Raw genomic sequence first — 23,025 nt, 5'->3', positions numbered from 1 at the left:
GCCTCTGTGGCAGCGAGCGCACTCCGTAATCCGGGCATCTGTCGCCGGGGCGGGGATTTCGGCGCTGGGCACTAGACTTGCTCGGCGTGGCACTCACTATTGGAATCGTCGGCCTCCCCAACGCCGGCAAGTCGACCCTCTTCAACGCACTGACCCGCAACGACGTGCTCGCCGCGAACTACCCGTTCGCGACGATCGAGCCGAACGTCGGCGTGGTCGGGGTGCCGGACCCGCGGCTGCAGAAGCTCGCGGAGATCTACGGCTCCCAGCGCATCGTGCCCGCCACCGTGAGCTTCGTCGACATCGCCGGAATCGTGAAGGGTGCCAGCCAGGGCGAGGGCATGGGCAACGCCTTCCTCGCCAACATCCGTGAGGCCGACGCGATCTGTCAGGTGACGCGCGTGTTCGAGGACGAGGACGTCACCCACGTCGACGGCAAGGTGGATCCGGCGAACGACATCGACACCATCACCACCGAGTTGATCATGGCCGACCTCCAGACCGTTGAGAAGGCACTGCCGCGCATCGAGAAGGAGGCGCGGATCAAGAAGGACGTCATGCCGAAGCTGCAGGCGGTCCAGGCGGCCAAGGACGTGCTCGAGTCCGGACAGGGTGTCCGCAATGCCGGCCTCGACCTGGAGCTCCTGTACGACCTCCACCTGCTCACCGCCAAGCCCTACATCTACGTCTTCAACTGCGACCAGGACGAGCTCGGCGACGAGGACCTCAAGCAGCGCATGCGCGACATCGTCGCCCCGAGCGAGGCGATCTTCCTCGACGCGAAGTTCGAGGCCGAGCTCGTCGAGATGGAGGAGGACGAGGCGCGCGCGTTCCTCGCGGAGATGGGCGTGGAGGAGCCGGGCCTCGACGTACTGGCCCGCGTCGGCTACGACACCCTCGGCCTGCAGAGCTACCTGACCGCCGGCCCCAAGGAGGCGCGCGGCTGGACGATCCCGAAGGGTGCCACCGCGCCCGAGGCGGCAGGCGTGATCCACACCGACTTCCAGAAGGGCTTCATCAAGGCCGAGGTGATGAGCTTCGACGACCTGGTCGCCCACGGCTCCGAGGCGGCGGTCAAGGCCGCCGGCAAGATGCGCCTCGAGGGCAAGGACTACGTGATGGCCGACGGCGACGTGGTGGAGTTCCGCTTCAACGTCTGAGCGAGCCCGCGGCGGCGGTCGGGCGTAGCCTGACGCCATGACGATCAAGCTGGAGAACGTCGGCATCGCGGTCCGCGACCTCGAGGAGGCCATCGCGTTCTTCACCGACCTGGGGCTCACGGTGCTCGGCCGCGACACCGTGAGCGGCGAGTGGGCCGACACCGCCGTCGGGCTGGACGGCAACCACGTCAAGCTGGCGATGCTCGAGACGCCGGACGGGCACGGCCGGCTCGAGCTGTTCGAGTACCTCCACCCGAGGTGATCGAGACCGCGCCCACACTCCCCAATGAGTTGGGCATGCACCGCGTCGCCTTCTCCGTGGACGACCTCGACGAGGCCCTCGCCACCGCCGCCCGGCACGGCTGCCACCCGCTCCGCGGCGTCGCCACCTACGAGGACGCGTACCGGCTGACGTACGTGCGCGGACCCAGCGGCATCATCGTGATGCTCGCCCAGGACCTCCGCGCGACGTAGTCTGCGGGTCATGACCGCTCCCGCCCCGTACGTGTACTTTCCCGGCAACGCCCGCGAGGCGCTCTCCTTCTACCGCGACGTGTTCGGCGGCGAGCTGGAACTGCACACCTACGCCGAATTCGGGCGCGAGGACGGCCCCGCCGACGCGGTCGCCCACGGCTACCTGACGCGTGGGCCGGTCTCGCTGTTCGCCTCCGACGCAGCACCGGGGGAGGCCTCGCTGCGCAGCGAGGGCCTGGTGCTCGCGCTGCTGCAGACGGCCGAGCCGTCGACGATGCACGCCTGGTTCGACCGGCTGAGCGACGGCGGTCAGGTCGTCGACGAGCTGCAGGAGCGCCCGTGGGGCGCGAGCGACGGCCAGGTGGTCGACCGCTTCGGGCTGCACTGGCTCGTCGGATACGAACCGGAGCCCGCGGCTCCTACTCGGGACGCGGCGCGCGGCGCCCCTGCTTGAGCTCGGAAGTCCGACGCTTGGCCTCCAGCCTCCGCCGGCGGGAGGCGCGCGTCGGCCGCGTGGGCCGGCGAATCACCGGCGGGGCCACGGCGTCGCGGAGCACTTCCGCGAGGCGCTGCCGGGCGGCGAGCCGGTTCTGTCGCTGTGACCGGTGCTCCTCGGCGCTGATGGTGAGCACCGTGCCCGCGAGCCTTCCGGCGAGCCGTTCCAGCACCCGCGATCGCTGCGTTTCGTCGAGCGCGGTCGTCGTGCCCAGGTCGAGACTGAGCTGCACGCGTGAATCGGTGGTGTTCACGCCCTGCCCACCGGGCCCGGACGCGCGGGAGAACTGCTCCACCAACTCGCCGTCCGGGACGGTGAGGCCGGCCGGCGCGCCGGGCCCGGGCGGTACGTGCAGGTCCTTCACGCAATCAAGTCTGCCCGGAGGGAGCCGGGCCTGTCGCCAAGCGCAACGTTGGATGCTGCTGTGGTTCGGTCCCCGCCGCGTCGCACCGGCGCTCGTAGAATCGGGAGCCAGGCACCCGAATCGATGGAGGTGGCATGCCCGGTTCCGAGCCCGCCCGCTCGGCACGCATCTGGCGTGTTCTGGCCTTGGTGGCGGGCGCCTACCTCGTCCTGTTCGGCGGTTTCGTCGTCTTCGCGGGCCAGGCCGACGACTCCCCGGGCCTCGGCGGGCTGGGCCTCATCACCGTCGCGATCGGCGCCGGGATCCTGTACCGGACCCTCCGACGATGATCCCGCTGCGGACCGAGCGCCTCAACCTCCGGGCGTTCGACGAGGGTGACCTCCGCTTCGTCTTCCGCGTGCACCAGCACCCGGACCTCGCGCGCTTCATCCCTTCGGCGGTGACGCCCGACGAGGCGACCGCGCGCCGCCACCTCGAGCGCTTCATGACGCTCGCCGAGCACCCCGTCCAGGGCTTCACGGTCGCCGAACTTCGCGACGCCGTCGACGGCCGGGCGGCGGGCACCCCCGTCGGGCTCATCATGGTCAAGCCGATCCCGCCGTCGGGTGGCGGCGAGGCCGTCGACCTCGAGATCGGATGGCGGCAGGCGCCCGAACACTGCGGCCACGGCTACATCACCGAGGCCGCGGGGGCGGTGCTGGACGCGGTGCTCGGGGCCGGCGTCGATGAGGTGGTCGCGGTGGCGCACCCGGACAACTTCCCGTCGCACGCCGTCGCCGAGCGCATCGGCATGGACCGGGTCGGGCTCACGCGCGCGTACTACGACACCGAGACGCTGCTGTTCCGCCGACGGCGGGCCGGTGAAGGGCCATTCCCGCCAAGAGGTTAAACTTTCAACAAGCACGTTGGAAAGGAACAGCCATGTCACGCATCGTCATCCTCGGGGGGACGGGTTACGCCGGCAGCCACATCGCCAAGGAGGCCGTCCGCCGCGGCCACCAGGTCGTCCCCGTCAGCCGCAACGCCCCGACGGTGGAGCTGGCCGGCGTCGAGTACCGGACCGGAGACGTCCGCGACGAGACCCTGCTGCGCGAAGTCATCGAGGGCGCCGACGTGGTCGTCTCGGCCCTCTCGCCGCGCGGCGACATGGCGCCCGCCGGCACCCTGCGCGACAACGCCCGCACGGTGGCCCGCATTGCCCGCGAGCAGGGCGCGCGCCTCGGCGTGGTCGGCGGCGCCGGCTCGCTGCTCGTCGCCGAGGGCGGCCCGAAGCTCATGGACACCCCCGAATTCCCGGAGGAGTACAAGGACGAGCCCCGCGAGATGGAGCGGGTCCTCGAGGCGCTGCGCGAGGAGGGCGGGGGCCTCGACTGGTTCTTCGTGAGCCCCGCCGGCGGCTTCGGCGCCTTCGCGCCCGGCGAGGCCCGCGGCACCTACCGCACCGGCGGCGACGTGCTGCTCACCGACGAGGAGGGTCAGTCCTTCATCTCGGGCGCCGACTTCGCGCTCGCGTTCGTCGACGAGATCGAGACGCCCGCCCACCGCGGCGAGCGCTTCACCGTCGCCTACTGAACCGTCGCTCCGACGCGGGGCCTCAACCCCGGCCCGTGGCAGACTGGCCAGCATGCGCCACGCCAAGGGTTCGGGGGCCCCGTGACCGGGCCCATCACGGAGCTCCGAGCCTTCCTGCGCGCCTCCCTCGTCAAACCGGTGAGGGAGGAGCGCGCCGATCCGCCCGCGGTGCTGCGGCGCCGCCGCATCGTCGCGGCGCTGTGTTACGTCGCCGGCACGGTCGCGCTCGCGGCCACCCTTCGGATCGAACCCGGCGACGAGCGGTTCTACCCCGCCGCGCTCGGGCTCGCGGCCATCTGGGCGATCGGCGCACTGCTGTCGGGGCCGCTCCGCTTAGGCCGCGCCCACACCAGGGCCGGGGGCATCGCCCACCCGATCCTCCAGCCGTTCGCGCTCGGCCTGCTCCTGACCGCGATCTTCCTCGCGGGCGCCGTCGCCGTCGCCCAGGTGCCGGTGCTGCGCCGACCCGTCGAGGACCTCCTGGACCACGCCCGCTTCGGCGCCCTCGGGATCGTGCTCGTGATCACGATCCTCAACGGCATCGTGGAGGAGCTCTACTTCCGCGGTGCCCTCTACGCCGCCCTGCCGGCCGCCCACGCCGTCGTGGCCACCACCGTCCTCTACACCCTCACCACGATCGGCTCCGGGGTGCCGCTCCTGGTCCTCGCCGCCCTCATCATCGGCCTCGTCACCGCCCTCCAGAGACGGGTCACGGGCGGCGTGCTCGCGCCCATCATCACCCACATCACCTGGTCCACCGGGATGCTCCTCCTCCTGCCCGTCGTCCTCCAGATATCGAGGTAACCACCATGACCGAACCCACCACCTCCGAGTCCGCCCGCACGGCCCTGGTCACCGGCGCCACCGGCTACATCGGCGGGCTCCTCGTGAAGCGGCTTCTGGACGCCGGATGGAACGTCCGGGTCCTCACCCGCCACCGTGATTCCGTCGCCAAGGAGGACTGGGGTACCTCCGTCGACGTCTCCGAGGGCGACGCCCGCTCCGCCGACGACCTCCGCCGCGCGCTCGACGGGGTCGATGTCGCCTACTACCTGATCCACTCGATGGGGCAGGCCGACGACTTCGCGGAGCGCGACCGCGAGGTCGCCAAGACCTTCGGCGATGCCGCCCGCGAAGCCGGGGTCCAGCGGATCGTCTACCTCAGCGGGCTCCACCCCGACGGGGAGCTCTCACCCCACTTGGCGTCCCGGGTCGAGGTGGGCGACATCCTCCTGCGCTCCGGAGTCCCCACCGCGGTGCTGCAGGCGGCCGTGGTCATCGGGCTCGGTTCCGTGTCGTTCGACATGCTCCGCTACCTCGCCGAACGGCTGCCCGCCATGGTCGCGCCGAAGTGGCTCAAGAACCGCATCCAGCCGATCGCCATCGACGACGTGCTGCACTACCTCGTCGGCGCCGCCGACCTGCCCGCCGACGTGAACCGCACCTTCGACATCGGCGGCCCCGAGGTCCTCACGTACGCGGACATGCTCAAGCGGTTCGCCGCGGTCACAGGCCTGCGCAAGCGGATCATCGTCACGGTGCCCGTGCTGACACCGCGCCTGGCCAGCTACTGGATCGGGCTCGTGACGCCCCTCGACCCGGGCGTGGCCAAGCCGCTCATCGGCAGCCTCGTCCACGAGGTGGTCTGCCGCGAGCACGACATCAACGACTACGTCCCCGAACCCGCCGGCGGCCCCACGGGCTTCGACGACGCGGTGCGCTCCGCGATGGAGCACGCGCCGGAGGACCACGCGTTGCAGTACGTCGGTGCGGTGGCAGGCCTGGTCGGCGGCATCGTCGCCACCGCGTGGCTGGCGGGCAAGCGGCTGCGCGGCTGACCCACCGCCCTGCCCCGTGGGAATCTCTGGGACCCGCTCCGGGCCGATCCGGCGAGTGGCGGTCGCCCGTGCGGTAGCGTGCGCGCCATGGGATTCACGCGTTCCCCCGTCATGCGAGCGGTGGCGCTGGTGGCGTCGCTGGCGCTCGTGGTGCTCCACTGGGACGACCGCGGGACGTGGTTCTGGATAGGGCTGGTTCTCCTCGTCGCCAACGCAACCGGGATAGTGCGCGCCCGTCGGTCGGGGAAGCCGTCGGCGAGCGCGGCGCCGACGCCGTCGACACCGTCGAACAGGGCTTCGTACCGACTCGCGGAGATGTCGCACGTGCCCGGGGTGGCCACGGCGGTCGCCGCCGGACCGGCGCAATGGCGGCAGGTCAGCTACCTCGGCGACTTCGCGGTGGACCCCGTGAGCCCCCTGGAACTGGCAGAGCACATCTGGCTCGAGCGCGACGACGCGTGGGAGATCGGGTTGGGCGACGAGGTGAAGCCGTACCTCGACCTGGACATCGACGAGGATGCCGACCCGATCGTTCGAGTCCTGCGTGACCATCCCGCGGTAGCGGACGCGTACCACGAGGACCGCGAGGTGTACCGGGTGGAGGAGCGCCGACCCATCGGCGTCGAGGAGTTCGCCGCACTCGCCGCCCGCGCACTCGTCTCCCACCACCTCCTCGTCGCGGGCCGCTGAGTCACCGCGGCGCGAGACTGCGCCGCATCACGATCCGGGGCAGTTTGCCGGACGTCGCCTCCGTGGTGGCGACCACCGTGAAACCGGCCCGTTCGAACATGGCCCGCGTGCCCACGAAGGCGCTGGTCACGTCCATCCGCCCGGACGGTTCCACCGGATACGCCTCGATCGCGGGAGCGCCGTGCGACGCGGCGTAGTCGGCGGCACCCTCGATGAGGTGCGCGGTGACGCCCTTGCGGCGGTAGCCGCCGCGGACGACGACGCAGACGATGCTCCACACGGGCACATCGTCGATCGGCCGGATCACCCGGGAGTGCACCAGCCTGGGGATCTCGTCGCGTGGCCCGACGTTGCACCAGCCGACGGGCACCCCGTCGAGGTAGGTGACGACACCCGGCGGGTGCTCACTTGTGCAGAGGGCGCGCATCGCGGCCTCACGGTCGCCGCCCCCGAGTTCCGCGACGTCCCGTGCGGCGAGCCGCGGCGACACGCACCAGCAGTGGTTCGCGCGGCGATTCGGGTTGATCACGTCGGCGAAGTCCTCGAACCGGTCCGGCGTGACCGGATGCGTGGCCCAAGCCATGATGGCGCCTCCCACAGTCCTTCAGGTGGCTCCAGTCTCACACGCCGCAGCCCTCCCGAACAGGGGTAGCGTGAGCCTCCATGACGCGGAGCCAGGAGGAAAGATGACGACGCCGTGCCCGTGTGGCAACCCGGATCTCGAGCGCTGCTGCGGCCCGTACCTCTCCGCCGCCGCGCTGCCGCCCACGGCCGAGGCGACGATGCGCTCCCGCTACAGCGCGTTCGCCACCGGCAACGCCGACCACCTGTGGCGCACCTGGCACCCGCGGACCCGACCGGACGGCCCGATCGACACCGGCGCGGGGTGGCTGGGGTTGGAGATCCTCGACGTGGTGGCCGGCGGCGAGTACGAGACGACGGGCGTGGTCGAGTTCATCGCCCGCAACGCGGACGGCGACCTGCACGAGCGCTCCCGGTTCGAGCGCCGCGCGGGCCGGTGGTTCTACCTCGACGCGGAGTGAGTCTCAGAGGTCCTCGCGCGCGGGGTGGAAGGGGGTGAAGGGGACCTCGCCGACGTCGTCGGCCGGGTCGGTGTCGTCCCGGGTCTCGCCCGGCTCGGGCACCACGCCGTCGCCGGAGTCCACGTCGGGGCGGGACTCCAGCTCGTCCTCCACCTCATCGTCGGAGCGGTGCGGGTCGGCGACGCCGGTGTCCGGGTCCTCCGCCTTCACGCCGGGCAGGGGAGCGGTGCTGACGTCGTCGAGGGTGGTCTTGTCGTCGTCGCGGAACTGGTCCTGGCTCATCGGTGCCTCCTCGTAGGGGACTTCGACGTTACACGCGCACCCGGTCAAGGAACCGCCGGTGGAAGCGGTCCTCGCCGTTCATCTCGGGGTGGAACGACAGGCCGAGCAGCCCGTCCTGCTCCACCGCGACGATGCTGCCGCCCGGGAGGAACGCGAGCGCCCGCGCCGAGCCGACCTCCTCCACGAGCGGCGCGCGGATGAACGTCGCCGCGACGGGGGGCTCGCCCAGCGCGGGCACGATGAGTTCCGTCTCGAACGACTCCCGCTGCGAGCCGAATGCGTTGCGGCGCACCGTCACGTCCAGGCCGCCGAAGGTCTGCTGCCCATCGATGCCGTCGGCGAGGCGGTCGGCCATCATGATCAGCCCGGCGCACGTGCCCAGCACGGGCATCCCGTCGCGGATGGCCGCCACGATGGGCTCGCGCAGGCCGAAGGTGCGCGAGAGCTTGTCGATCACCGTCGACTCACCGCCGGGCAGCACCAGCCCGTCGACCGCGGCGAGGTCCTCGGGCCGGCGGACGCGGGTCACCCGGGCGCCCAAGTGCTCGAGGACGTCGACGTGCTCCCGCACGTCCCCCTGGAGAGCGAGTACGCCGACCCGTGGACCGGTCATCGGATCACCAGCCGCGATCGGCCAGCCGGTGCGGGGCCGGCAGGTCCGCCACGTTGATGCCCACCATCGCCTCGCCCAGCCCGCGGGAGACCTGGGCCAGCACGGCGGGGTCGTCGTAGAAGGTGGCGGCCTTGACGATGGCCGCCGCGCGCGCGGCGGGGTCGCCCGACTTGAAGATACCGGAGCCGACGAAGACGCCGTCCGCGCCGAGCTGCATCATCATCGCCGCGTCGGCCGGGGTCGCGACGCCGCCCGCGGTGAACATGACGACGGGGAGCTTGCCGGTCTCGGCCACCTCGGCCACCAGCTCGTAGGGGGCCTGCAGTTCCTTCGCGGCGACGTACAGCTCGTCCTTGGACTTCGACTTCAGGGCGTTGATCTCGCCGGTGATCGTCCGGATGTGCTTGGTGGCCTCGGACACGTCGCCGGTGCCCGCCTCGCCCTTGGAGCGGATCATCGCCGCTCCCTCCGTGATGCGGCGGAGCGCCTCGCCGAGATTGGTGGCGCCGCACACGAACGGGACGGTGAAGCCCCACTTGTCGATGTGGTTGACGTAGTCAGCGGGGGAGAGGACCTCGGACTCGTCGATGTAGTCGACGCCGAGCTCCTGCAGCACCTGCGCCTCGACGAAGTGCCCGATCCGGGCCTTGGCCATGACGGGGATGGAGACCGACGCGATGATGTCGTCGATGAGGTCCGGGTCGCTCATCCGCGCGACCCCACCCTGGGCGCGGATGTCGGCGGGCACCCGCTCGAGTGCCATGACCGCCACCGCGCCCGCGTCCTCGGCGATGCGCGCCTGCTCCGCCGTGACGACGTCCATGATGACGCCGCCCTTCAGCATCTCCGCGAGCCCGCGCTTGACGCGGGCGGTGCCGGTGGTCGGGGCAGCGCTCATGATGTGGGTCCAATCGTTTGTCGGGGAGGTAGCACTTTTTGGCCTAGGACAAACGCTAGCACGTTGCGGCGGTAGGCTTCGAGGCGATGAACGAGAGCGAGATCCTGCGCGCGATCCATGGCGGATCGGCGGCGGAGATCGTCGACGACGTGCGCGGCCTCATCGAGCGGGGCGCCCTCGCGCCCGGCGCCCAACTGCCGCCCGTCAGGACCCTGGCGGAGCACCTGGGCGTGAACCGCAACACCGTCGTCTCCGCCTACCGGCAGCTCGCGCAGGCGGGCTTCCTGGTGAGCCGCGGGCGGGGAGGGACCCAGGTGGCCGGCCAGTCGCGGGTGCCGCAGGAGGGCTACGCCACCGACACCGTGCTGCGCGACGTCGGCGCGGGCAACCCCGACCCGTCGCTTCTGCCCGACCTGACCCGGGCACTCGTCTCCCTCCCCGGCCGACCCGTGCTCTACGGCGAACCCGTCGTCGACGCGGGCCTGGAGGAACTCGCCCGGGAGTGGCTCGAGCCGGACCTCACGGCCAGCGGTCCGCACCGACTGACGGTGACGGGCGGCGCGTTCGACGCGATGGAGCGGCTCCTCGCGCAGGCGCTCACCCGCGACGATGCGGTCGCCCTCGAGGATCCGTGCTTCCTCGCCACCATCCGCACGGTGCGTCTTGCGGGCTACCGACCCGTCCCGGTCCCCGTCGACGCGGAGGGCATGACCGTCGAGGGGCTGCGCGAGGCGCTCCGCCAGGGCGTCCGGGCGGTCGTGTGCACCCCGCGCGCACAGAACCCCACCGGGGCGAGCCTCAGCGAGGCGCGGGCCGCGGCGCTGCGCGACGTGCTCGCCGACCATCCCTACGTGCTCGTCATCGAGGACGACCACTTCTCGATGCTCTCCCGTCAACCCTTCCGTTCGATCGTCGGCCCCGACCACCGCCGTTGGGCGCTGGTCCGCTCCGTGTCGAAGTTCCTCGGTCCCGACATGTCGCTGGCGCTCGCCATGACCGACGCCGACACCGCCGACCGACTCGCGCTCCGCCTGAGCCCCGGCACCACCTGGGTGAGCCACCTGCTCCAGCGTCTCGCGCACGCGCTCCTCACCGACGAGGACGTCCGGCACACCATCGCTGCCGCCGGCGAGCACTACGCCGAGCGCAACGCGTCGTTCGTCGCCCGGCTCGGCGAGCGTGGACTGGAGGTGCCGCCGTCGGACGGGCTCACCCTCTGGGTGCCGCTGCCCGCGCCCGCGCGGCTGGTGGCCGAGCGCCTGATGCGACGCGGGTGGCTGGCCCGCACGGGCGACGAGTTCGCCATCGACGACACCCGCCCGTCGCACCACCTGCGGCTCACGGTGCACCACCTCGACGACACGCTCGCCGACACCCTCGCCGACGACCTCGTGGCGGCCGCCGACGCCTCACCTTGACGCGGACGTCACCTCAACTGCCGGTGCCGCGCGTCTCGTCCTCGTCGAGGGCGCCGGGCCAGAGGTCGTCCTCGTCCGGCGGATCCTCGAAGGGGCGCGGCGGGCCGCTGTCGAAGTCGTCGTCGTAGTCCTCGCGCGGCTCGTCGTCCGGGAAATCCTGCGTCGTCATGGCACCTCCTCGGTCGGGCTCACGACGTTACCAACGGACGCGGTCCCTTCGCGCCCGATCCGGGCCACGGAGCGTCGGTCGCCCTCTAGTCTGGGCGGAGACCTACGCAAAGGAGCGAGCCTTGACCGACCCGATCCTCCTCTCCGTCGACGATGGCCTTGCCCGCGTCACGCTCAACCGGCCCGGGCGATTGAACGCCTTCGACGCCGACCTCGCAGGCGCCTGGGAGCACGTGACGAGGGACGTGACCACGCGCGACGACGTGGGCGCGATCCTGCTGAGCGGTGCCGGCCCGGCGTTCTGTGCCGGCGGCGACGTCGTCGCCATGGCCACCACGATGGGCTCCTCGTCCGATCTCGAAGCCCTCGCCCACGCGATCCACCGCGGCATCCGGTCCCTCACCGAGTCGGTCGTTCCCGTCGTCGCCGCGGTCCACGGGGCAGTCGCCGGCGGAGGACTCGGCATCATGCTGAGCTCCGACTACGCCGTCGCGGCGTCGGGCTCCCGGATCGGCAGCCGCTACGCGAACGTCGGTCTCACCCCCGACCTCTCCGTCAGCGCGCACCTGGCAAGGGCCGTCGGGGAGCGACGGGCGCTCCAGCTCGTGCTGTCGGACCGCATGCTCACCGCCGACGAGGCGCTCGATTGGGGACTCGTCGCCGAGGTGGTGCCGGACGACGGGGTGGTGGCGCGGGCGGAAGCCGTCGCCCGCACGTGGCTCGACGGCGCCACCGGCGCCTACGGGCAGGCGAAGCGACTGATCCGCTCCTCACCGTCGAGGTCCGTCGCCGAGCAGCTCGACGAGGAGGCCCGCACGATCGCGGCCAGCTTCGACACCCCGGAGGCGCAGGCCAGGATCGCCGCGTTCCTCCGCGCTGCCCAGGACCGGACCAAGAAGGAGCACGCATGACCACCAGCCTCGCCGGCCGCACCATCCTGATGTCGGGCGGCAGCCGCGGCATCGGCCTCGCCATCGCCGTCCGCGCCGCCGCCGACGGCGCCAACGTCGCGATCCTCGCGAAGACCGACGCCCCACACCCCAAGCTCGAGGGCACCGTCCATACCGCCGCCGACCGGATCCGGGAGGCCGGCGGCCAGGCGCTCGGGATCGTGGGCGACGTGCGCGTCGACGAGGACATCGAGCACGCGGTGGCGGCCACCGTCGCGGAGTTCGGCGGCATCGACATCGTCGTCAACAACGCGAGCGCCATCGACCTCTCCCGCACGCGGGAGCTCTCGCCGAAGCGTTACGACCTGATGGCGGACATCAACGTCCGCGGCACCTTCATGCTCTCGCGCGCGGCCATCCCGGCCCTGAAACGCAGCCCCAACCCGCACATCCTGTCGCTCTCCCCGCCGGTCAACCTCGACCCGAAGTGGCTCGGCGCCCACACCGGCTACACCCTCGCGAAGTACGGCATGACGATCGCCACCCTTGGCCTGGCCGCCGAGTTCGGCGCCGACGGCATCGCCGCGAACACCCTCTGGCCGCGCACCACGATCGCCACCGCAGCCATCCAGAACCTCCCCGGCGGGGACCGGCTCATGGCGGCGAGCCGCACACCCGAGATCTACGCCGACGCCGCGTACGCCATCGTCACTCGGCCGTCGGCCGAGTGCACCGGTCGTAGCCTCATCGTGGAGGACGTCCTCGAGGAGGCGGGCGTGACGGACTTCGGGCGCTACGCCGCGGTGCCGGGCACCCCCGACGAGGCGCTCTACCCCGACATCTTCCTGTGACCGGCGCCGCCCGGGCCCCGAAGGTGGTGATGACCTGCGGGATGACCTGCTCCGGGAAGAGCACCTACGCCCGCGAACTGGAGCAGCGCAGCTATGTCTGGCTGTCGGTCGACCACGACTCCTGGGGCCTCGGCTACGAGCAGCACCCGCTGCCGCCCGAGGTGCAGCGCGACATCAAGGTGGCGCAGAAGCGACGGCTCCGGGAGCTCATCGCCGAGGGCCGCGACGTGGTGCTGGAGTACGCCTTCGCCTCCCGCTCCCGGCGCGACGAGTACCGCCGGCTGGCGCGCGAGGCCGGGGCCGAGGTCAGCTTCGTGTTCTTCGACGTGCCGCTCGACGAACTGCTCCGCCGCCTCGAGGCCCGCAACGCCGGCCCCCGCACCGCCCACAGCGTCATCGTCGAGCCCGACCAGGTGGTTCGCTGGTACGAGTCCTTCGAGTGGCCGCAGCCCGACGAGACCGACGTCACCACGATCCGCTGACCGCGGCCCTCAGGCCAGCGCGTCCAGTCCCGCGGAGAGGTCCGTCAGCACGTCGTCGACGGCTGCGTTGCGCGCCTGGACATCCGGCTCGTGGGCGCTCAGGCGCTGCATCTCGACCACCCGCCCAAAGGCCTGGCCGTGGCAGATCTGTTGGTCCACCCCTGACTGCACCTGGAGTGCCTCGACGCAGCGCCACGACCGATCGGGCGTCGATACCCCACGTTCGAGGAGCTCGTCGCTGCGCTGCGCGAGGTTGTCGACGGCGCTGTCATAGGACGCCTCGGCGTACTCGTCGTCCTGGGACGTCACCGGAAGGTAGGTGCCGTCAGGGGTGCGCACGAGGAAGATGCGCAGCAGCATCTTGGCCGACTGGTCCGGCGCCATGAACTCCAATTCAGCCCAGTGCGTCCCTGGGTCGGTCTCTGCCCGGACACGGTTCAGGCCGGCCAACTCCTTGGGCAGCCGCTGGAAGTCGTTGGTGCGGACCCCGTCCTGCAGGTCCATGTCCTCCGACTCATCCTGCGACGACGAGGAGGACGACGCCGGTGAGGCGGATCCCTTGTCGTCGGCCTCGGGCGCGGGCGACGCGGACGGGGTTGTCGTCACGGGTGAGGAGGAGGTGGTTGGGTCCTCGGCCGGGGATGACTCGGCCGACGGGGACCCCTCCGTGGCCGGCGAGGCGCAGCCGGCGAGCGCAAGGACGGACAGGGCGGCAAGGAGTGCTGGGCGATGTCGCATCCGGCCCACGATAGGGGTCGGGTCGGTCAAAGGCCGAGCGGTCGGCCACGTCGCGGCCTAGTGTGGACGTCAACCACCCCAAGGAGGCTCCATGTCGAACACCATCGAACTCGCGGCCAAGTTCGCCAAGGCCCACGAATCGGGTAGGACCCTGGTCCTCCCCACCGTCTGGGACACCTGGAGCGCGCGGGTCGCCGTCGACGCCGGCTTCGACGGGCTCACGATCGGCAGCCACCCTGTGTCCGACGCGATCGGCAGTGCCGATGGCGAGCAGATGGACTTCGACGAGTACCTCGGTGTCATCAAGCGCATCGTCGCCGCCGTGGAGGTCCCGGTCAGCGCCGACGTGGAGTCCGGCTACGGCCTGGCACCCGGCGAGCTGATCGAACGATTGCTGGAGGTTGGCGCGGTCGGCGCCAACATCGAGGACGTCGTGCACTCCGAGGGCAAGCGACTCCGGGACCGCCAGGAGCACGCCGACTACATCGCCGCGGCACGAGAGGTGGCGGACGAGGCGGGCGTCGCGTTCGTCGTCAACGGCCGCACCGACGCCGCGAAGTTGGCCGACAAGTTCGACGACCCCATCGCGGAGGCGGTCGAGCGGGTGAAGCTGCTGGAGCAGGCGGGCGCCCGGTCCGTCTACCCGGTGGGGCTGAAGACGGCCGAGCAGGTGACGCGCCTCGTGGAGGCTGTCGACGTGCCGGTCAACGTCACGGCGCACCCGGTGAACGGGCACGGCGCGGGCGATCTCGCGGCGCTGTCCGCGCTCGGCGTCCGCCGGATCACCTTCGGCCCGCTCTGGCAGATGTGGCTCGCCGAGGTGTCCGGGACCCAGCTCTCCAAGTGGGGCATCTGAACCCTTCCGCCCGGGGGCTACGCTCTTGGCATGCGCCTGTGGTCCCTGCACCCCGCCCTGCTCGACCGGCAGGGCCTCACCGCCGCCTGGCGTGAGGCGCTGCTCGCGCAGAAGGTCCTGCTCGGCGGCACGAAGGGCTACGTCCACCACCCGCAGCTCCAGCGCTTCCGCGGCACCGCCGAGCCCGTCGCCGCCATCGCGTCCTTCCTCGACGGGATCGCCGACGCAGCCGCCGAACGCGGCTACCGGTTCGACCGGGCCCGCATCGTCGAGGTGCCCCGGACGCCGATCATCATCGAGGTGACCGACGGGCAGGTCGGCTTCGAGTGGGCGCACCTCATGGCCAAGCTCGCGGCCCGGAGTCCCGAGGCCTACGAGCGGACCAGGCTGCTGACGCCCGCCACCCACCCCATCTTCCGGGTCGTCCCCGGCGGCGTGGAGGCGTGGGAGCGCGCCGCGGAATCACCCGACCCGGCGCGCCTGGCCGGGGCGAAAGGTAGATTCGTCCGGAGCCAGAGCGAGGAGCAACCGTGACCGATTCCGCGACCACCACGACCGGCTACGAGGCCATCCAGGAGTGGCAGGAGCAGCTCTACCAGGACCTGCACCGCAACCCCGAGCTGTCCATGGAAGAGTCCCGCACCGTCGAGGTGGTGGTGGCCCAGCTCATGGAGTGGGGCTACGACGTGAAGCGGATCGGCGGCGGCGTCGTCGGCACCCTCGCCAACGGTGACGGCCCCACGGTCCTGTTCCGCGCCGACATGGACGCACTGCCGGTGGAAGAGGCCACCGGGCTCGACTACGCGTCGGAGGCACCAGGTGTCATGCACGCGTGCGGCCACGACGTGCACGTCGCCTGCGGACTCGGCGCCGCCCGGCTCCTGGCCGAGCAGAAGCAGCAGTGGTCCGGCACCTACGTCGCGCTCTTCCAGCCGGGCGAGGAGACCGCCGAGGGCGCGCGGGCGATGGTGGACGCGGGCCTCGCCGACGCTGTCCCGCGCCCCGACGTGGCGCTCGGCCAGCACGTCCTCCCCGGCGTCGCCGGCACCGTGTCGACGGCATCCGGCCCCGTGCTTTCGGCGGGCGACTCGATCCGCATCACCGTGTTCGGCAACGGCACGCACGGCTCGATGCCGCACCTCGGCGTCGACTCGGTCGTGCTCGCCTCGTCGATCGTGATGCGACTGCAGACGGTCGTCGCCCGGGAGATTGCGCCCGGTGACTTCGGCGTGGTCACCGTCGGCGCGATCCACGCCGGCGCGAAGAGCAACATCATCCCCGACTCGGCGGAGCTCCTGGTCAACGTCCGCACCTACGACGACGACGTCCGGGAGCGGGTGCTGAAGGCGATCGAGCGGATCGTCCGCGGCGAGTGCGCCACCGCGGGGAGCCCGGAGCCGCCGTCGTTGACGTACTACGACCAGTTCCCGCTCACCGTCTCCGACCCCTCGGCCGCGACCGTGGTGACGACCGCGTTCGAGGCGCACTTCGGCGCCGACAAGGTGGGGCACCTGGACCCGGTCCCCGCGAGCGAGGACTTCAGCCGGATCCCGGGTGCTTGGGGCGACGTGCCCTACCTGTACTGGGGCTTGGGCGGGTTCTCGGAGGGGGCCAAAGCCGTCGCCAACCACAATCCCGCCTTCGCGCCGACGATGCAGCCCACGCTGCGTACCGGCACAGAGGCGGCGATGATCGCTGCGCTCGCATACCTGCGTCCCTCGACCTAGTCGTCGTCCGGGGCCGGGCGCTCGCTCAGCAGCACCTTCTCGCCCAGGGTGGGAAGCACCACGTCGAGCCCGAGTTCGTCCTCCACCCGGGCTTCGAGCGCCGTCGAGGCCGCCGGCTCGCCGTGGACGAGGAACACCGTCTCGGGTGCGGGGTCCAGCGCCCGCAGCCAGTCCACCAGTTCGGAGGCGTCGGCGTGCCCGGAGTACTGGCGGTCCTCCGCGATCTCCGCCCGCACCCGCACGTGCGCGCCGCGGATCTTGACGTGCTTCGCGCCGTCGAGGAGCTGACGGCCCCTGGTGCCCTCCGCCTGGTAGCCGGTGATGAGGACCGTGTTCTCGCGGTGGGGGAGCAACTGCTCGAGGTGGCTCAGGACGCGCCCGCCCTCGAGCATCCCCGACGAGGAGATGATGATCCGCGGCTCGGTGCGCTCGCGGACCTTCCTCGAGTCCCGGCCGGTGCGGGCCTCGGTGAAGTTGCGCAGGCCGGTGAAGTCGTCGATCGACACGTCCTCGCGGAACTCCTCCGGCATGTCGCGGTACACGTCGAGGGCGTGCATGCTCATCGGCCCGTCGACGATCACCGGCACGTCGGGGATCCTGCCCTCCCGCTGCAGCCGGGCGAGCACGTACATGAGCGTCTGGGTGCGGTCGATCGCGAACGCGGGCATCAGCACCGAGCCGCCGCGCTCGATGGTGCGGTTGATCGCCGCCACGGTCGGTTCGTAGGGGAGTTCCGGCTCGGGATGCTCGCGGTCGCCGTACGTCGACTCGCACAGCACCCAGCGGGTGCCCGGGGGGACGTCGCGGCTGTCGAGGATCGGGTGGTCGGCGCGCCCGAGGTCGCCGCTGAACAGCACGCTGACGTCGCCGATCTGCAGCCGCACGGACGCGGATCCCAGGATGTGGCCGGCCCGGGTCCAGCGGGCGGTGAAGCCGCCCAGGTCGATGTCGCGGTCGTAGTCGACCGTGCGGAAGCGTTCGATGGCGCGCTCCGCGTCGCCCGTGCCGTAGAGCGGGCGGGGCGCGGTGTGCCGCGAGTAGCCGCCCAGGAGGGCCTCCTCGGTCTCGAGCTCCTGCAGCTTCGCGGAGTCCAGGAGGATGATCTCGGCGAGCCTCGCCGTCCCCTCGGTGCACCACACGTCGCCGCGGAACCCCTGGTCGAACAGCGCGGGCAGGTAGGCGCTGTGGTCGGCGTGGGCGTGGGTGAGGAGCACCCTCTCGATGCTTGCCGCGTCCACCGGGAGCCGCTGCCAGTTGAGCTCGCGCAGGTTCTTCTCGCCCTGGAACATGCCGGCGTCGACGAGGATCCGTCGGGGACCGATCTCGACGAGGAATTTCGATCCCGTCACGGCACCCGTGGCGCCGAGGAACTGGAGGGTCACTGGTTCCGCCATGACCCCACTCTGCCCCAAACATGTGGCGGGGGAGCGAGGTCAGTCGAACTCGTTGTCACCTCCGGTCAGCGTGGTGGCCGACCCCCTGCCGCGGTCTTCGGCTTCGTCGCTCCACTGCCAGTTCGCCACCGATGGGACATCCTCGCCGTGCTCGCGGGAGTACTGTCGGGCCGACGTGCGGGCGTCGGCCATGTACTGCCGCAGGTTGGCGTACCTCGAGCCCAGCGACGGCACCCGGTCGATCACGTCCATGACCAGGTGGAAGCGGTCGAGGTCGTTCAGCATCACCATGTCGAACGGAGTGGTCGTGGTGCCCTCCTCCTTGTAGCCGCGGACGTGCAGGTTGCGGTGCCCGTTGCGCCGGTAGGTCAGCCGGTGGATGAGCCACGGGTAGCCGTGGTAGGCGAAGATGATCGGCTTGTCGGTGGTGAAGAGCGTGTCGAAGTCGCGGTCGGACAGGCCGTGCGGGTGCTCCTTCTCGTCCTGCAACCGCATCAGGTCCACGACGTTGACCACCCGCACCTTGAGGTCCGGCACCGCCTCCCGCAGCATCTTCGCCGCCGCGAGGGTCTCCAGCGTCGGCACGTCGCCGGCGCAGGCGAGCACCACGTCGGGATCTTCACCGTCCACCTCGGTGCCCGCCCAGTGCCACATGCCGATCCCGCGCGTGCAGTGCTTGATCGCCTCGTCCATCGACAGCCAGCTCGGGCTCGGCTGCTTGCCCGCGACCACCACGTTCACGTACTGCCGCGAGCGCAGCACGTGGTCCCACGTCGACAGCAGCGTGTTGGTGTCCGGCGGGAGGTAGACGCGGATGATGTCGCTCTTCTTGTTGACCACGTGGTCGATGAAGCCCGGGTCTTGGTGGCTGAAGCCGTTGTGGTCCTGCCGCCACACGTGCGACGAGAGCAGGTAGTTCAGTGACGCGATCGGCATCCGCCACGACAGCCGGTTGGTGACCTTGAGCCACTTGGCGTGCTGGTTGAACATCGAGTCGACGATGTGGATGAACGCCTCGTAGGAGCTCATCATGCCGTGCCGGCCCGTGAGCAGGTAGCCCTCCAGCCACCCCTCGCACTGGTGCTCCGAGAGGATCTCCATCACGCGGCCGGCGCGGGCGAGGTGGTCGTCGCTGTCTGTCTCCAGGAACTCCGCGTTCCATTGCTTGTCGGTCACCTCGTAGACGTTCTGCAGGCGGTTCGAGGCGGTCTCGTCGGGACCGAAGATGCGGAAGTTGTCGGGGTTGCGCTTGATCACGTCCCGCAGGTAGGTGCCGAGGTTCTTCGTCGCCTCCGTCACCGGCAGGCCGGGCTCGGGGACGTCGACGGCGTAGTCGCGGAAGTCGGGCAGCCGCAGATCCTTCAGCACGACCCCACCGTTGGTGACCGGGTTCGCGGACATCCGACGGTGCCCCTCCGGCGCCAGCCTCGTCCACTCCTCGCGGAGCCGACCGGCGTCGTCGAAGAGCTCGTCGGCGCGGTAGCTCTTCAGCCAGCGCTCCAGGTCCTGCAGGTGCTCCGGCGTGTCGCGGGCGCTCGCCAGCGGGACCTGGTGGGAGCGCCAGGAGTCCTCGGTGCGCTTCCCGTCGATCATCTCCGGACCCGTCCAGCCCTTCGGGGTGCGCATCACGATCATCGGCCACAGCGGGCGCTCGATGTCCGTGTCCTGCTCCGCCGCCTCGGCGGCGCGGGCCTTGATGGCGGCGATCTCGTCGAGGCAGTCGTCGAGCACGCGCGCGAACCGGGTGTGGAACTCCTTCGGGTCCTCGTCGCCGAACCCGCCGGTGAAGAAGTGCGGCTTGTGCCCGTAGCCGACCATGAGCGCCTCGAGCTCGTCCTCGGGGATGCGGGCGAGGACGGTGGGGTTGGCGATCTTGTAGCCGTTCAGGTGCAGGATCGGGAGCACGACCCCGTCCTGGTGCGGGTTGACGAACTTGTTGGAGTGCCAGGAGGTGGCCAACGGGCCGGTCTCTGCCTCGCCGTCGCCCACCACCGCGAACACCAGCAGGTCCTTGTTGTCGAACGCGGCCCCGTACGCGTGGCTGAGCGCGTACCCGAGCTCGCCGCCCTCGTGGATCGAGCCCGGGACCTCCGGCGCGACGTGGCTCGGGATGCCGCCGGGGAAGGAGAACTGCTTGAACAGCCGCTGCAGCCCCTCCTCGTCCTGCGTGACGTTCGGGTAGGTCTCGGTCCAGGTGCCCTCGAGGTAGGTGTTCGCCACCAGGCCGGGACCGCCGTGGCCCGGGCCGGTGAGGTACATCGCGTTGAGGTCGCGCTCCTTGATGACCCGGTTGGCGTGGGCGTAGATGAAGTTCAGGCCCGGGGTGGTGCCCCAGTGGCCAAGCAGCCGGGGCTTCACGTGGTCACGGGTCAGTTCCTCGCGCAGGAGGGGGTTGTCGAGCAGGTAGATCTGGCCGACGGAGAGATAATTGGCCGCGCGCCACCAGGCGTCGATCACCGCGACGGTGTCGTCGTCGATGTGCTCCGGGGCGTCTGCGGGACGGTGCTGCCACGCGGGGGACGTGGTGGTCATGCGAATCTCCTCACATCCTGACCGGTCGGGTCCACTGTGGTGACGGCCGCCGCGGTCTCGTCCCTCCATTCTTCGTCGAAACCCGGTTCGCGTCAGCCGGATCGGGGGATTGTCTCCACCGGCCGCTCATGATTGGCTTGATCCGTGAGCGACATCGACAAGATCTGGAACAGGGCCGCCTCGGGTGACGGAGGCGAGCAGGGCGACGAGGCGCTCGCGGCACTGCTCCTCTTCCACGGCACGGTGATGAACGGCGGGCTCGTGAACGCCCTCGAGGTCCTCGACGAGGAGCAGATCGCGTCGGCCGTCGAGGGGTACCGCTTCTTCGGCTTCGACGATGCCGCCGCGCTCATCGTCGAGACCCAGGTGGAGCTCGAGGACGACGCCGACCCGGAGGAGCTCGAGGAGAGCAAGGACGGCGAGTTCTTCGACCTCATCGACGACGACGAGACGGTCTACGAGGCGCTCGAGCGGAAGCTGGCCGACGACCCGGCGGCATTCGCCCCCATCGGCTGACCCGCCCGCCCGTCCGGCCTAGGGTGGGGGCATGTCCGAGGATTTCCACACCTTCGACCACCCGGAAGCCAACCCACCACTGATCGAGCCCCTGGACGAGGAGGGTCGCGAGTTCCTCGCCGAGGCGCTGGAGGTGGCCGTGGCGCTCCGGCTGCCGGAGGGCATGGCCGAGCTGTCCCAGCTGTTCAACGACCGTCGCGAGCAGTGGTTCGCCATGGGGGAGGACGAGCGGCCCGATCCCAACGACTTCATCACCGCGGTGAGCGTCCTCGTCGGCCAGCGACTTGCCCAGACCTTGGGCGTCGACTGGGTCATCTACACCGACGACGAGGGCACCGACCTCGCACTCCAGGTGCCCGCCGACCGCCTCCACGAGGCGCAGAACCTCTACATCTTCCCGCTCGACGGCATCGCCTCGCGCTGGCCCCAGGACGGCGACGGCGACGTGCTCGCCTACTACGAGGGCGTCACCCGCTACGTGCGCGAACAGCTCAAGTAGGGGCGCCGGCGCAAGCCGCCAGCGCTTCCTACGTTCACCTGCGTAGCACGACAGGTGAACATAGGAAACGCTGGCGAACCGCGCTACTGCGCCTCGAACGTCACCTTCAACTGCTGCGCGAGCCGGATCCGGTCGGGGCGCACCTCCACGGGTCCCGACTCCATCGACGCCGCCATGGCGCGGAACATCGGGGCCTCGGCGGCCCCGTCGACCCCCGGGTCGGACACCCGCTTCGCGTGCATCATGCCGAGCTGGTAGTGCCTGGCGACGAGGCGGGCGCGGGCCTGCGCGTCGTCCAGCGCGCGGCCGGTGAGCGCGGCCAGCTCCTCCTTGCGACGCTTCGGCGTCAGGTCCCAGCGGATGTGCCCGACGGCCAGGCCCTCGGTCTCGCCCCACTCGGCCATGAGCTCGGACATCGTCCCGAAGTCGCGAAAGACCGCGTCGACGGTGCAGCTCGCCCGGTGCTCCGCGGGGCGGCGGCGCTCCTCGCCCCAGGGGCGCTGGGTGAAGACGCGCACCCCGTCGGTGTGGAACTCCTCGAGCACGCCGCCCTCCAGCGACTCCAGCTGCGCGACGAGCGCGTTCGCCCGTTCCTGCGCGGCGGCGAGGACCTTCTTCTTGTCCCGGCCGACGTACTCCACCTCGAGGTGCAGGGTGGCGAGTTCGGGCTCCACCAGCGTCTCGGCGCGACCGACGATGATGATCTCCATGGCCCTATCCGATCAGGCTGTGGCTGCGGGAGGCGATGCGGATGGTCATGGCCATCGTGTGCGAGCCGCCGGCGGGGATCTCGATGGCGTGGCGCTGGACGTTGCCGACCTCCACGCACAGCATGCGCGCCCAGTCCTCGCCCGCGAAGTCGTCCAAGCCCTCGGCGTACTCCTGGCCGGGGTTCCACACGATGACGTCGCGGGCGCCCTCGGCCTCCACGGAGATGATGCGGTCGGGCAGCCGGATGTCGACGCCGCCGTCGTCGAGCGCACCGAAGTGGATCGCGTCGTGGGCACCCCGGACCTCGAGGGGGGCGCCGCCCAGTCCGTGGACCTCGGACTGGCGCACGTTGTTCACGAGGAAGTACGTGTGGAGCGCGCTGTCGACCACCACCGGCTCCGTCGGGCTCTCGATGGTGAGGGCCACGTCGAGACGGGCCCCGAAGGTGGCCTCGTAGCGATAGCGCAGGTCCCGGGGGTACGCCTCGGCGCCGGGCAGGTGGGCCACCGACTCCTGGTCCAGCGTCCAGGTCAGCTCCGTCGCGCCGTTCAGGTCCTTCACGCCCTGGAAGTCCCAGTCCACCCAGCGCACCAGGCCGTGCTTGTGCGGCACCTCGACACCCTCGCGCCCCATGCCGAACCACGGAGCGCAGATCGGGATGCCGCCGTGGAACTCCGCGTCGGGATTCGCGTCGCGCGTCACGAACAGCGCCTCGTGGGCGCCCTCCGGATGCCAGGAGAGGATCGTGGCACCCCGGTCCATGACGGTGGCGGTGCAGCTGGCGTTGGAGATGGAGCGCTTGGCCATGTGGAA

31 protein-coding genes are annotated in these 23,025 nt (G+C 70.9%); 20 read left to right on the top strand and 11 right to left on the bottom strand.

Features of this window, described 5'->3' with window-relative positions; translation table 11 throughout:
• Nucleotides 1–86: 86 nt before the first annotated feature.
• From ychF to BLR46_RS07110, 4 genes are read left to right on the top strand one after another with little or no spacing between them, the layout of a single operon-like run.
• A complete protein-coding gene (ychF, locus tag BLR46_RS07120; protein WP_093250402.1) occupies nt 87–1,160 on the top strand; it encodes a redox-regulated ATPase YchF in 1,074 nt (357 codons plus the stop codon).
• Between the two features lie 37 nt (nt 1,161–1,197).
• Nucleotides 1,198–1,422 (top strand): VOC family protein, encoded by a 225-nt coding sequence (locus BLR46_RS15585; protein ID WP_425441382.1) that lies wholly within the window; start codon nt 1,198–1,200, stop codon nt 1,420–1,422.
• Nucleotides 1,423–1,457: 35 nt separating this feature from the next.
• Nucleotides 1,458–1,634, top strand: coding sequence for a VOC family protein (locus BLR46_RS15580; RefSeq protein ID WP_425441381.1), 177 nt, complete (start codon nt 1,458–1,460; stop codon nt 1,632–1,634).
• Between the two features lie 10 nt (nt 1,635–1,644).
• Nucleotides 1,645–2,088, top strand: a complete 444-nt coding sequence (locus tag BLR46_RS07110) for a VOC family protein (RefSeq protein WP_093250401.1) — start codon at nt 1,645–1,647, stop codon at nt 2,086–2,088.
• Here the strand turns inward: BLR46_RS07110 and arfB are convergent.
• A complete protein-coding gene (gene arfB / locus BLR46_RS07105; RefSeq protein WP_093250397.1) occupies nt 2,054–2,494 on the bottom strand; it encodes an alternative ribosome rescue aminoacyl-tRNA hydrolase ArfB in 441 nt (146 codons plus the stop codon). The genes BLR46_RS07110 and arfB overlap by 35 nt on opposite strands.
• A gap of 134 nt (nt 2,495–2,628) precedes the next feature.
• Between arfB and BLR46_RS07100 the strand changes: the two genes are divergently transcribed.
• The 6 genes from BLR46_RS07100 (at nt 2,629) to BLR46_RS07075 (ending at nt 6,594) form a co-directional block, all read left to right on the top strand.
• Nucleotides 2,629–2,823 carry a hypothetical protein gene (locus BLR46_RS07100; protein ID WP_093250394.1) on the top strand — a complete coding sequence of 65 codons (195 nt, stop codon included), beginning with the start codon at nt 2,629–2,631 and terminating at the stop codon, nt 2,821–2,823.
• Nucleotides 2,820–3,383, top strand: coding sequence for a GNAT family N-acetyltransferase (locus tag BLR46_RS07095; RefSeq protein ID WP_093250393.1), 564 nt, complete (start codon nt 2,820–2,822; stop codon nt 3,381–3,383). The genes BLR46_RS07100 and BLR46_RS07095 overlap by 4 nt, the downstream gene beginning before the upstream one ends.
• A 32-nt stretch (nt 3,384–3,415) precedes the next feature.
• On the top strand, nt 3,416–4,066 hold the full coding sequence (locus BLR46_RS07090) for an NAD(P)-dependent oxidoreductase (protein WP_093250390.1): 651 nt from the start codon (nt 3,416–3,418) through the stop codon (nt 4,064–4,066).
• Nucleotides 4,067–4,147: 81 nt separating this feature from the next.
• Nucleotides 4,148–4,870: a CPBP family intramembrane glutamic endopeptidase gene (locus BLR46_RS07085; protein ID WP_093250387.1), complete on the top strand. Its 723-nt coding sequence runs from the start codon at nt 4,148–4,150 to the stop codon at nt 4,868–4,870.
• A gap of 5 nt (nt 4,871–4,875) precedes the next feature.
• Nucleotides 4,876–5,904 (top strand): NAD(P)H-binding protein, encoded by a 1,029-nt coding sequence (locus BLR46_RS07080; protein ID WP_093250386.1) that lies wholly within the window; start codon nt 4,876–4,878, stop codon nt 5,902–5,904.
• A gap of 87 nt (nt 5,905–5,991) precedes the next feature.
• Nucleotides 5,992–6,594 (top strand): hypothetical protein, encoded by a 603-nt coding sequence (locus BLR46_RS07075; RefSeq protein WP_093250384.1) that lies wholly within the window; start codon nt 5,992–5,994, stop codon nt 6,592–6,594.
• A 1-nt stretch (nt 6,595) separates the two neighbouring features.
• Here BLR46_RS07075 and BLR46_RS07070 read toward each other — a convergent pair whose 3' ends face one another.
• Nucleotides 6,596–7,177: a GNAT family N-acetyltransferase gene (locus BLR46_RS07070; RefSeq protein ID WP_093250382.1), complete on the bottom strand. Its 582-nt coding sequence runs from the start codon at nt 7,175–7,177 to the stop codon at nt 6,596–6,598.
• A 103-nt stretch (nt 7,178–7,280) separates the two neighbouring features.
• On the opposite strand from BLR46_RS07070, the gene BLR46_RS07065 reads away from it, so the two are divergent.
• Nucleotides 7,281–7,637, top strand: a complete 357-nt coding sequence (locus BLR46_RS07065) for a YchJ family protein (RefSeq protein ID WP_093250380.1) — start codon at nt 7,281–7,283, stop codon at nt 7,635–7,637.
• 3 nt (nt 7,638–7,640) lie between these two features.
• Here the strand turns inward: BLR46_RS07065 and BLR46_RS07060 are convergent, their stop codons facing one another.
• The 3 genes from BLR46_RS07060 to pdxS are packed head-to-tail and all read right to left on the bottom strand — an operon-like array spanning nt 7,641 to nt 9,430.
• The gene (locus tag BLR46_RS07060; RefSeq protein WP_093250375.1) at nt 7,641–7,919 is read right to left on the bottom strand and encodes a hypothetical protein; all 279 of its coding nucleotides are present in this window, start codon (nt 7,917–7,919) and stop codon (nt 7,641–7,643) included.
• Between the two features lie 28 nt (nt 7,920–7,947).
• A complete protein-coding gene (gene pdxT, locus BLR46_RS07055; RefSeq protein ID WP_093250373.1) occupies nt 7,948–8,532 on the bottom strand; it encodes a pyridoxal 5'-phosphate synthase glutaminase subunit PdxT in 585 nt (194 codons plus the stop codon).
• Between the two features lie 4 nt (nt 8,533–8,536).
• A complete protein-coding gene (gene pdxS / locus BLR46_RS07050) occupies nt 8,537–9,430 on the bottom strand; it encodes a pyridoxal 5'-phosphate synthase lyase subunit PdxS (RefSeq protein ID WP_093250370.1) in 894 nt (297 codons plus the stop codon).
• An 86-nt stretch (nt 9,431–9,516) separates the two neighbouring features.
• Between pdxS and BLR46_RS07045 the strand changes: the two genes are divergently transcribed.
• Nucleotides 9,517–10,848: an aminotransferase class I/II-fold pyridoxal phosphate-dependent enzyme gene (locus tag BLR46_RS07045; protein ID WP_093250368.1), complete on the top strand. Its 1,332-nt coding sequence runs from the start codon at nt 9,517–9,519 to the stop codon at nt 10,846–10,848.
• A gap of 13 nt (nt 10,849–10,861) precedes the next feature.
• Here BLR46_RS07045 and BLR46_RS15065 read toward each other — a convergent pair whose 3' ends face one another.
• Nucleotides 10,862–11,017, bottom strand: a complete 156-nt coding sequence (locus tag BLR46_RS15065) for a hypothetical protein (RefSeq protein ID WP_176761692.1) — start codon at nt 11,015–11,017, stop codon at nt 10,862–10,864.
• A gap of 121 nt (nt 11,018–11,138) precedes the next feature.
• Here BLR46_RS15065 and BLR46_RS07040 point away from each other — a divergent pair, with 121 nt between their 5' ends.
• Genes BLR46_RS07040 through BLR46_RS07030 form a run of 3 tightly spaced genes read left to right on the top strand, consistent with a single transcriptional unit; the run spans nt 11,139 to nt 13,239 of the window.
• Nucleotides 11,139–11,927, top strand: a complete 789-nt coding sequence (locus tag BLR46_RS07040) for an enoyl-CoA hydratase/isomerase family protein (protein ID WP_093250365.1) — start codon at nt 11,139–11,141, stop codon at nt 11,925–11,927.
• Complete coding sequence (locus BLR46_RS07035) at nt 11,924–12,757, top strand: SDR family oxidoreductase (RefSeq protein WP_093250363.1); 834 nt, start codon at nt 11,924–11,926, stop codon at nt 12,755–12,757. The genes BLR46_RS07040 and BLR46_RS07035 overlap by 4 nt, the downstream gene beginning before the upstream one ends.
• A gap of 29 nt (nt 12,758–12,786) precedes the next feature.
• Nucleotides 12,787–13,239, top strand: a complete 453-nt coding sequence (locus tag BLR46_RS07030; protein ID WP_143008238.1) for a P-loop nucleotide/nucleoside kinase family protein — start codon at nt 12,787–12,789, stop codon at nt 13,237–13,239.
• Nucleotides 13,240–13,248: 9 nt separating this feature from the next.
• Here BLR46_RS07030 and BLR46_RS07025 read toward each other — a convergent pair whose 3' ends face one another.
• Nucleotides 13,249–13,977, bottom strand: a complete 729-nt coding sequence (locus BLR46_RS07025) for a hypothetical protein (protein WP_143008237.1) — start codon at nt 13,975–13,977, stop codon at nt 13,249–13,251.
• A 91-nt stretch (nt 13,978–14,068) separates the two neighbouring features.
• On the opposite strand from BLR46_RS07025, the gene BLR46_RS07015 reads away from it, so the two are divergent.
• Genes BLR46_RS07015 through BLR46_RS07005 form a run of 3 tightly spaced genes read left to right on the top strand, consistent with a single transcriptional unit; the run spans nt 14,069 to nt 16,560 of the window.
• Nucleotides 14,069–14,833, top strand: coding sequence for an isocitrate lyase/PEP mutase family protein (locus tag BLR46_RS07015; protein ID WP_093250355.1), 765 nt, complete (start codon nt 14,069–14,071; stop codon nt 14,831–14,833).
• Nucleotides 14,834–14,863: 30 nt separating this feature from the next.
• Entirely contained in the window at nt 14,864–15,367 is a 504-nt protein-coding gene (locus BLR46_RS07010) for a pyrimidine dimer DNA glycosylase/endonuclease V (protein WP_218118373.1), read from the top strand.
• A complete protein-coding gene (locus BLR46_RS07005; protein ID WP_245701571.1) occupies nt 15,364–16,560 on the top strand; it encodes an amidohydrolase in 1,197 nt (398 codons plus the stop codon). Before BLR46_RS07010 ends, BLR46_RS07005 begins: the two co-directional genes overlap by 4 nt.
• On the opposite strand, the gene BLR46_RS07000 is transcribed toward BLR46_RS07005, so the two are convergent.
• Nucleotides 16,557–17,954 (bottom strand): MBL fold metallo-hydrolase RNA specificity domain-containing protein, encoded by a 1,398-nt coding sequence (locus BLR46_RS07000; protein ID WP_093250353.1) that lies wholly within the window; start codon nt 17,952–17,954, stop codon nt 16,557–16,559. The two genes, BLR46_RS07005 and BLR46_RS07000, sit on opposite strands and share 4 nt — an antisense overlap.
• 39 nt (nt 17,955–17,993) lie before the next feature.
• The gene (locus BLR46_RS06995; protein WP_093250350.1) at nt 17,994–20,486 is read right to left on the bottom strand and encodes a phosphoketolase family protein; all 2,493 of its coding nucleotides are present in this window, start codon (nt 20,484–20,486) and stop codon (nt 17,994–17,996) included.
• A 144-nt stretch (nt 20,487–20,630) separates the two neighbouring features.
• On the opposite strand from BLR46_RS06995, the gene BLR46_RS06990 reads away from it, so the two are divergent.
• Nucleotides 20,631–21,002 (top strand): DMP19 family protein, encoded by a 372-nt coding sequence (locus BLR46_RS06990; protein WP_093250348.1) that lies wholly within the window; start codon nt 20,631–20,633, stop codon nt 21,000–21,002.
• 31 nt (nt 21,003–21,033) lie between these two features.
• Entirely contained in the window at nt 21,034–21,501 is a 468-nt protein-coding gene (locus BLR46_RS06985) for a DUF3806 domain-containing protein (RefSeq protein WP_093250345.1), read from the top strand.
• An 83-nt stretch (nt 21,502–21,584) separates the two neighbouring features.
• On the opposite strand, the gene BLR46_RS06980 is transcribed toward BLR46_RS06985, so the two are convergent.
• Both BLR46_RS06980 and BLR46_RS06975 read right to left on the bottom strand, forming a co-directional pair.
• Nucleotides 21,585–22,211 (bottom strand): SIMPL domain-containing protein, encoded by a 627-nt coding sequence (locus BLR46_RS06980; RefSeq protein WP_093250343.1) that lies wholly within the window; start codon nt 22,209–22,211, stop codon nt 21,585–21,587.
• 4 nt (nt 22,212–22,215) lie between these two features.
• Nucleotides 22,216–23,019 carry an aldose epimerase family protein gene (locus tag BLR46_RS06975; protein WP_143008236.1) on the bottom strand — a complete coding sequence of 268 codons (804 nt, stop codon included), beginning with the start codon at nt 23,017–23,019 and terminating at the stop codon, nt 22,216–22,218.
• Nucleotides 23,020–23,025: the final 6 nt, after the last annotated feature.

Origin of the sequence: Tessaracoccus oleiagri (assembly GCF_900103275.1) — a bacterium.
Taxonomy (GTDB): domain Bacteria; phylum Actinomycetota; class Actinomycetes; order Propionibacteriales; family Propionibacteriaceae; genus Arachnia; species Arachnia oleiagri.
The sequence above is the reverse complement of the archived record's forward strand: the minus strand, read 5'-3'. Positions and strand labels throughout refer to the sequence as shown.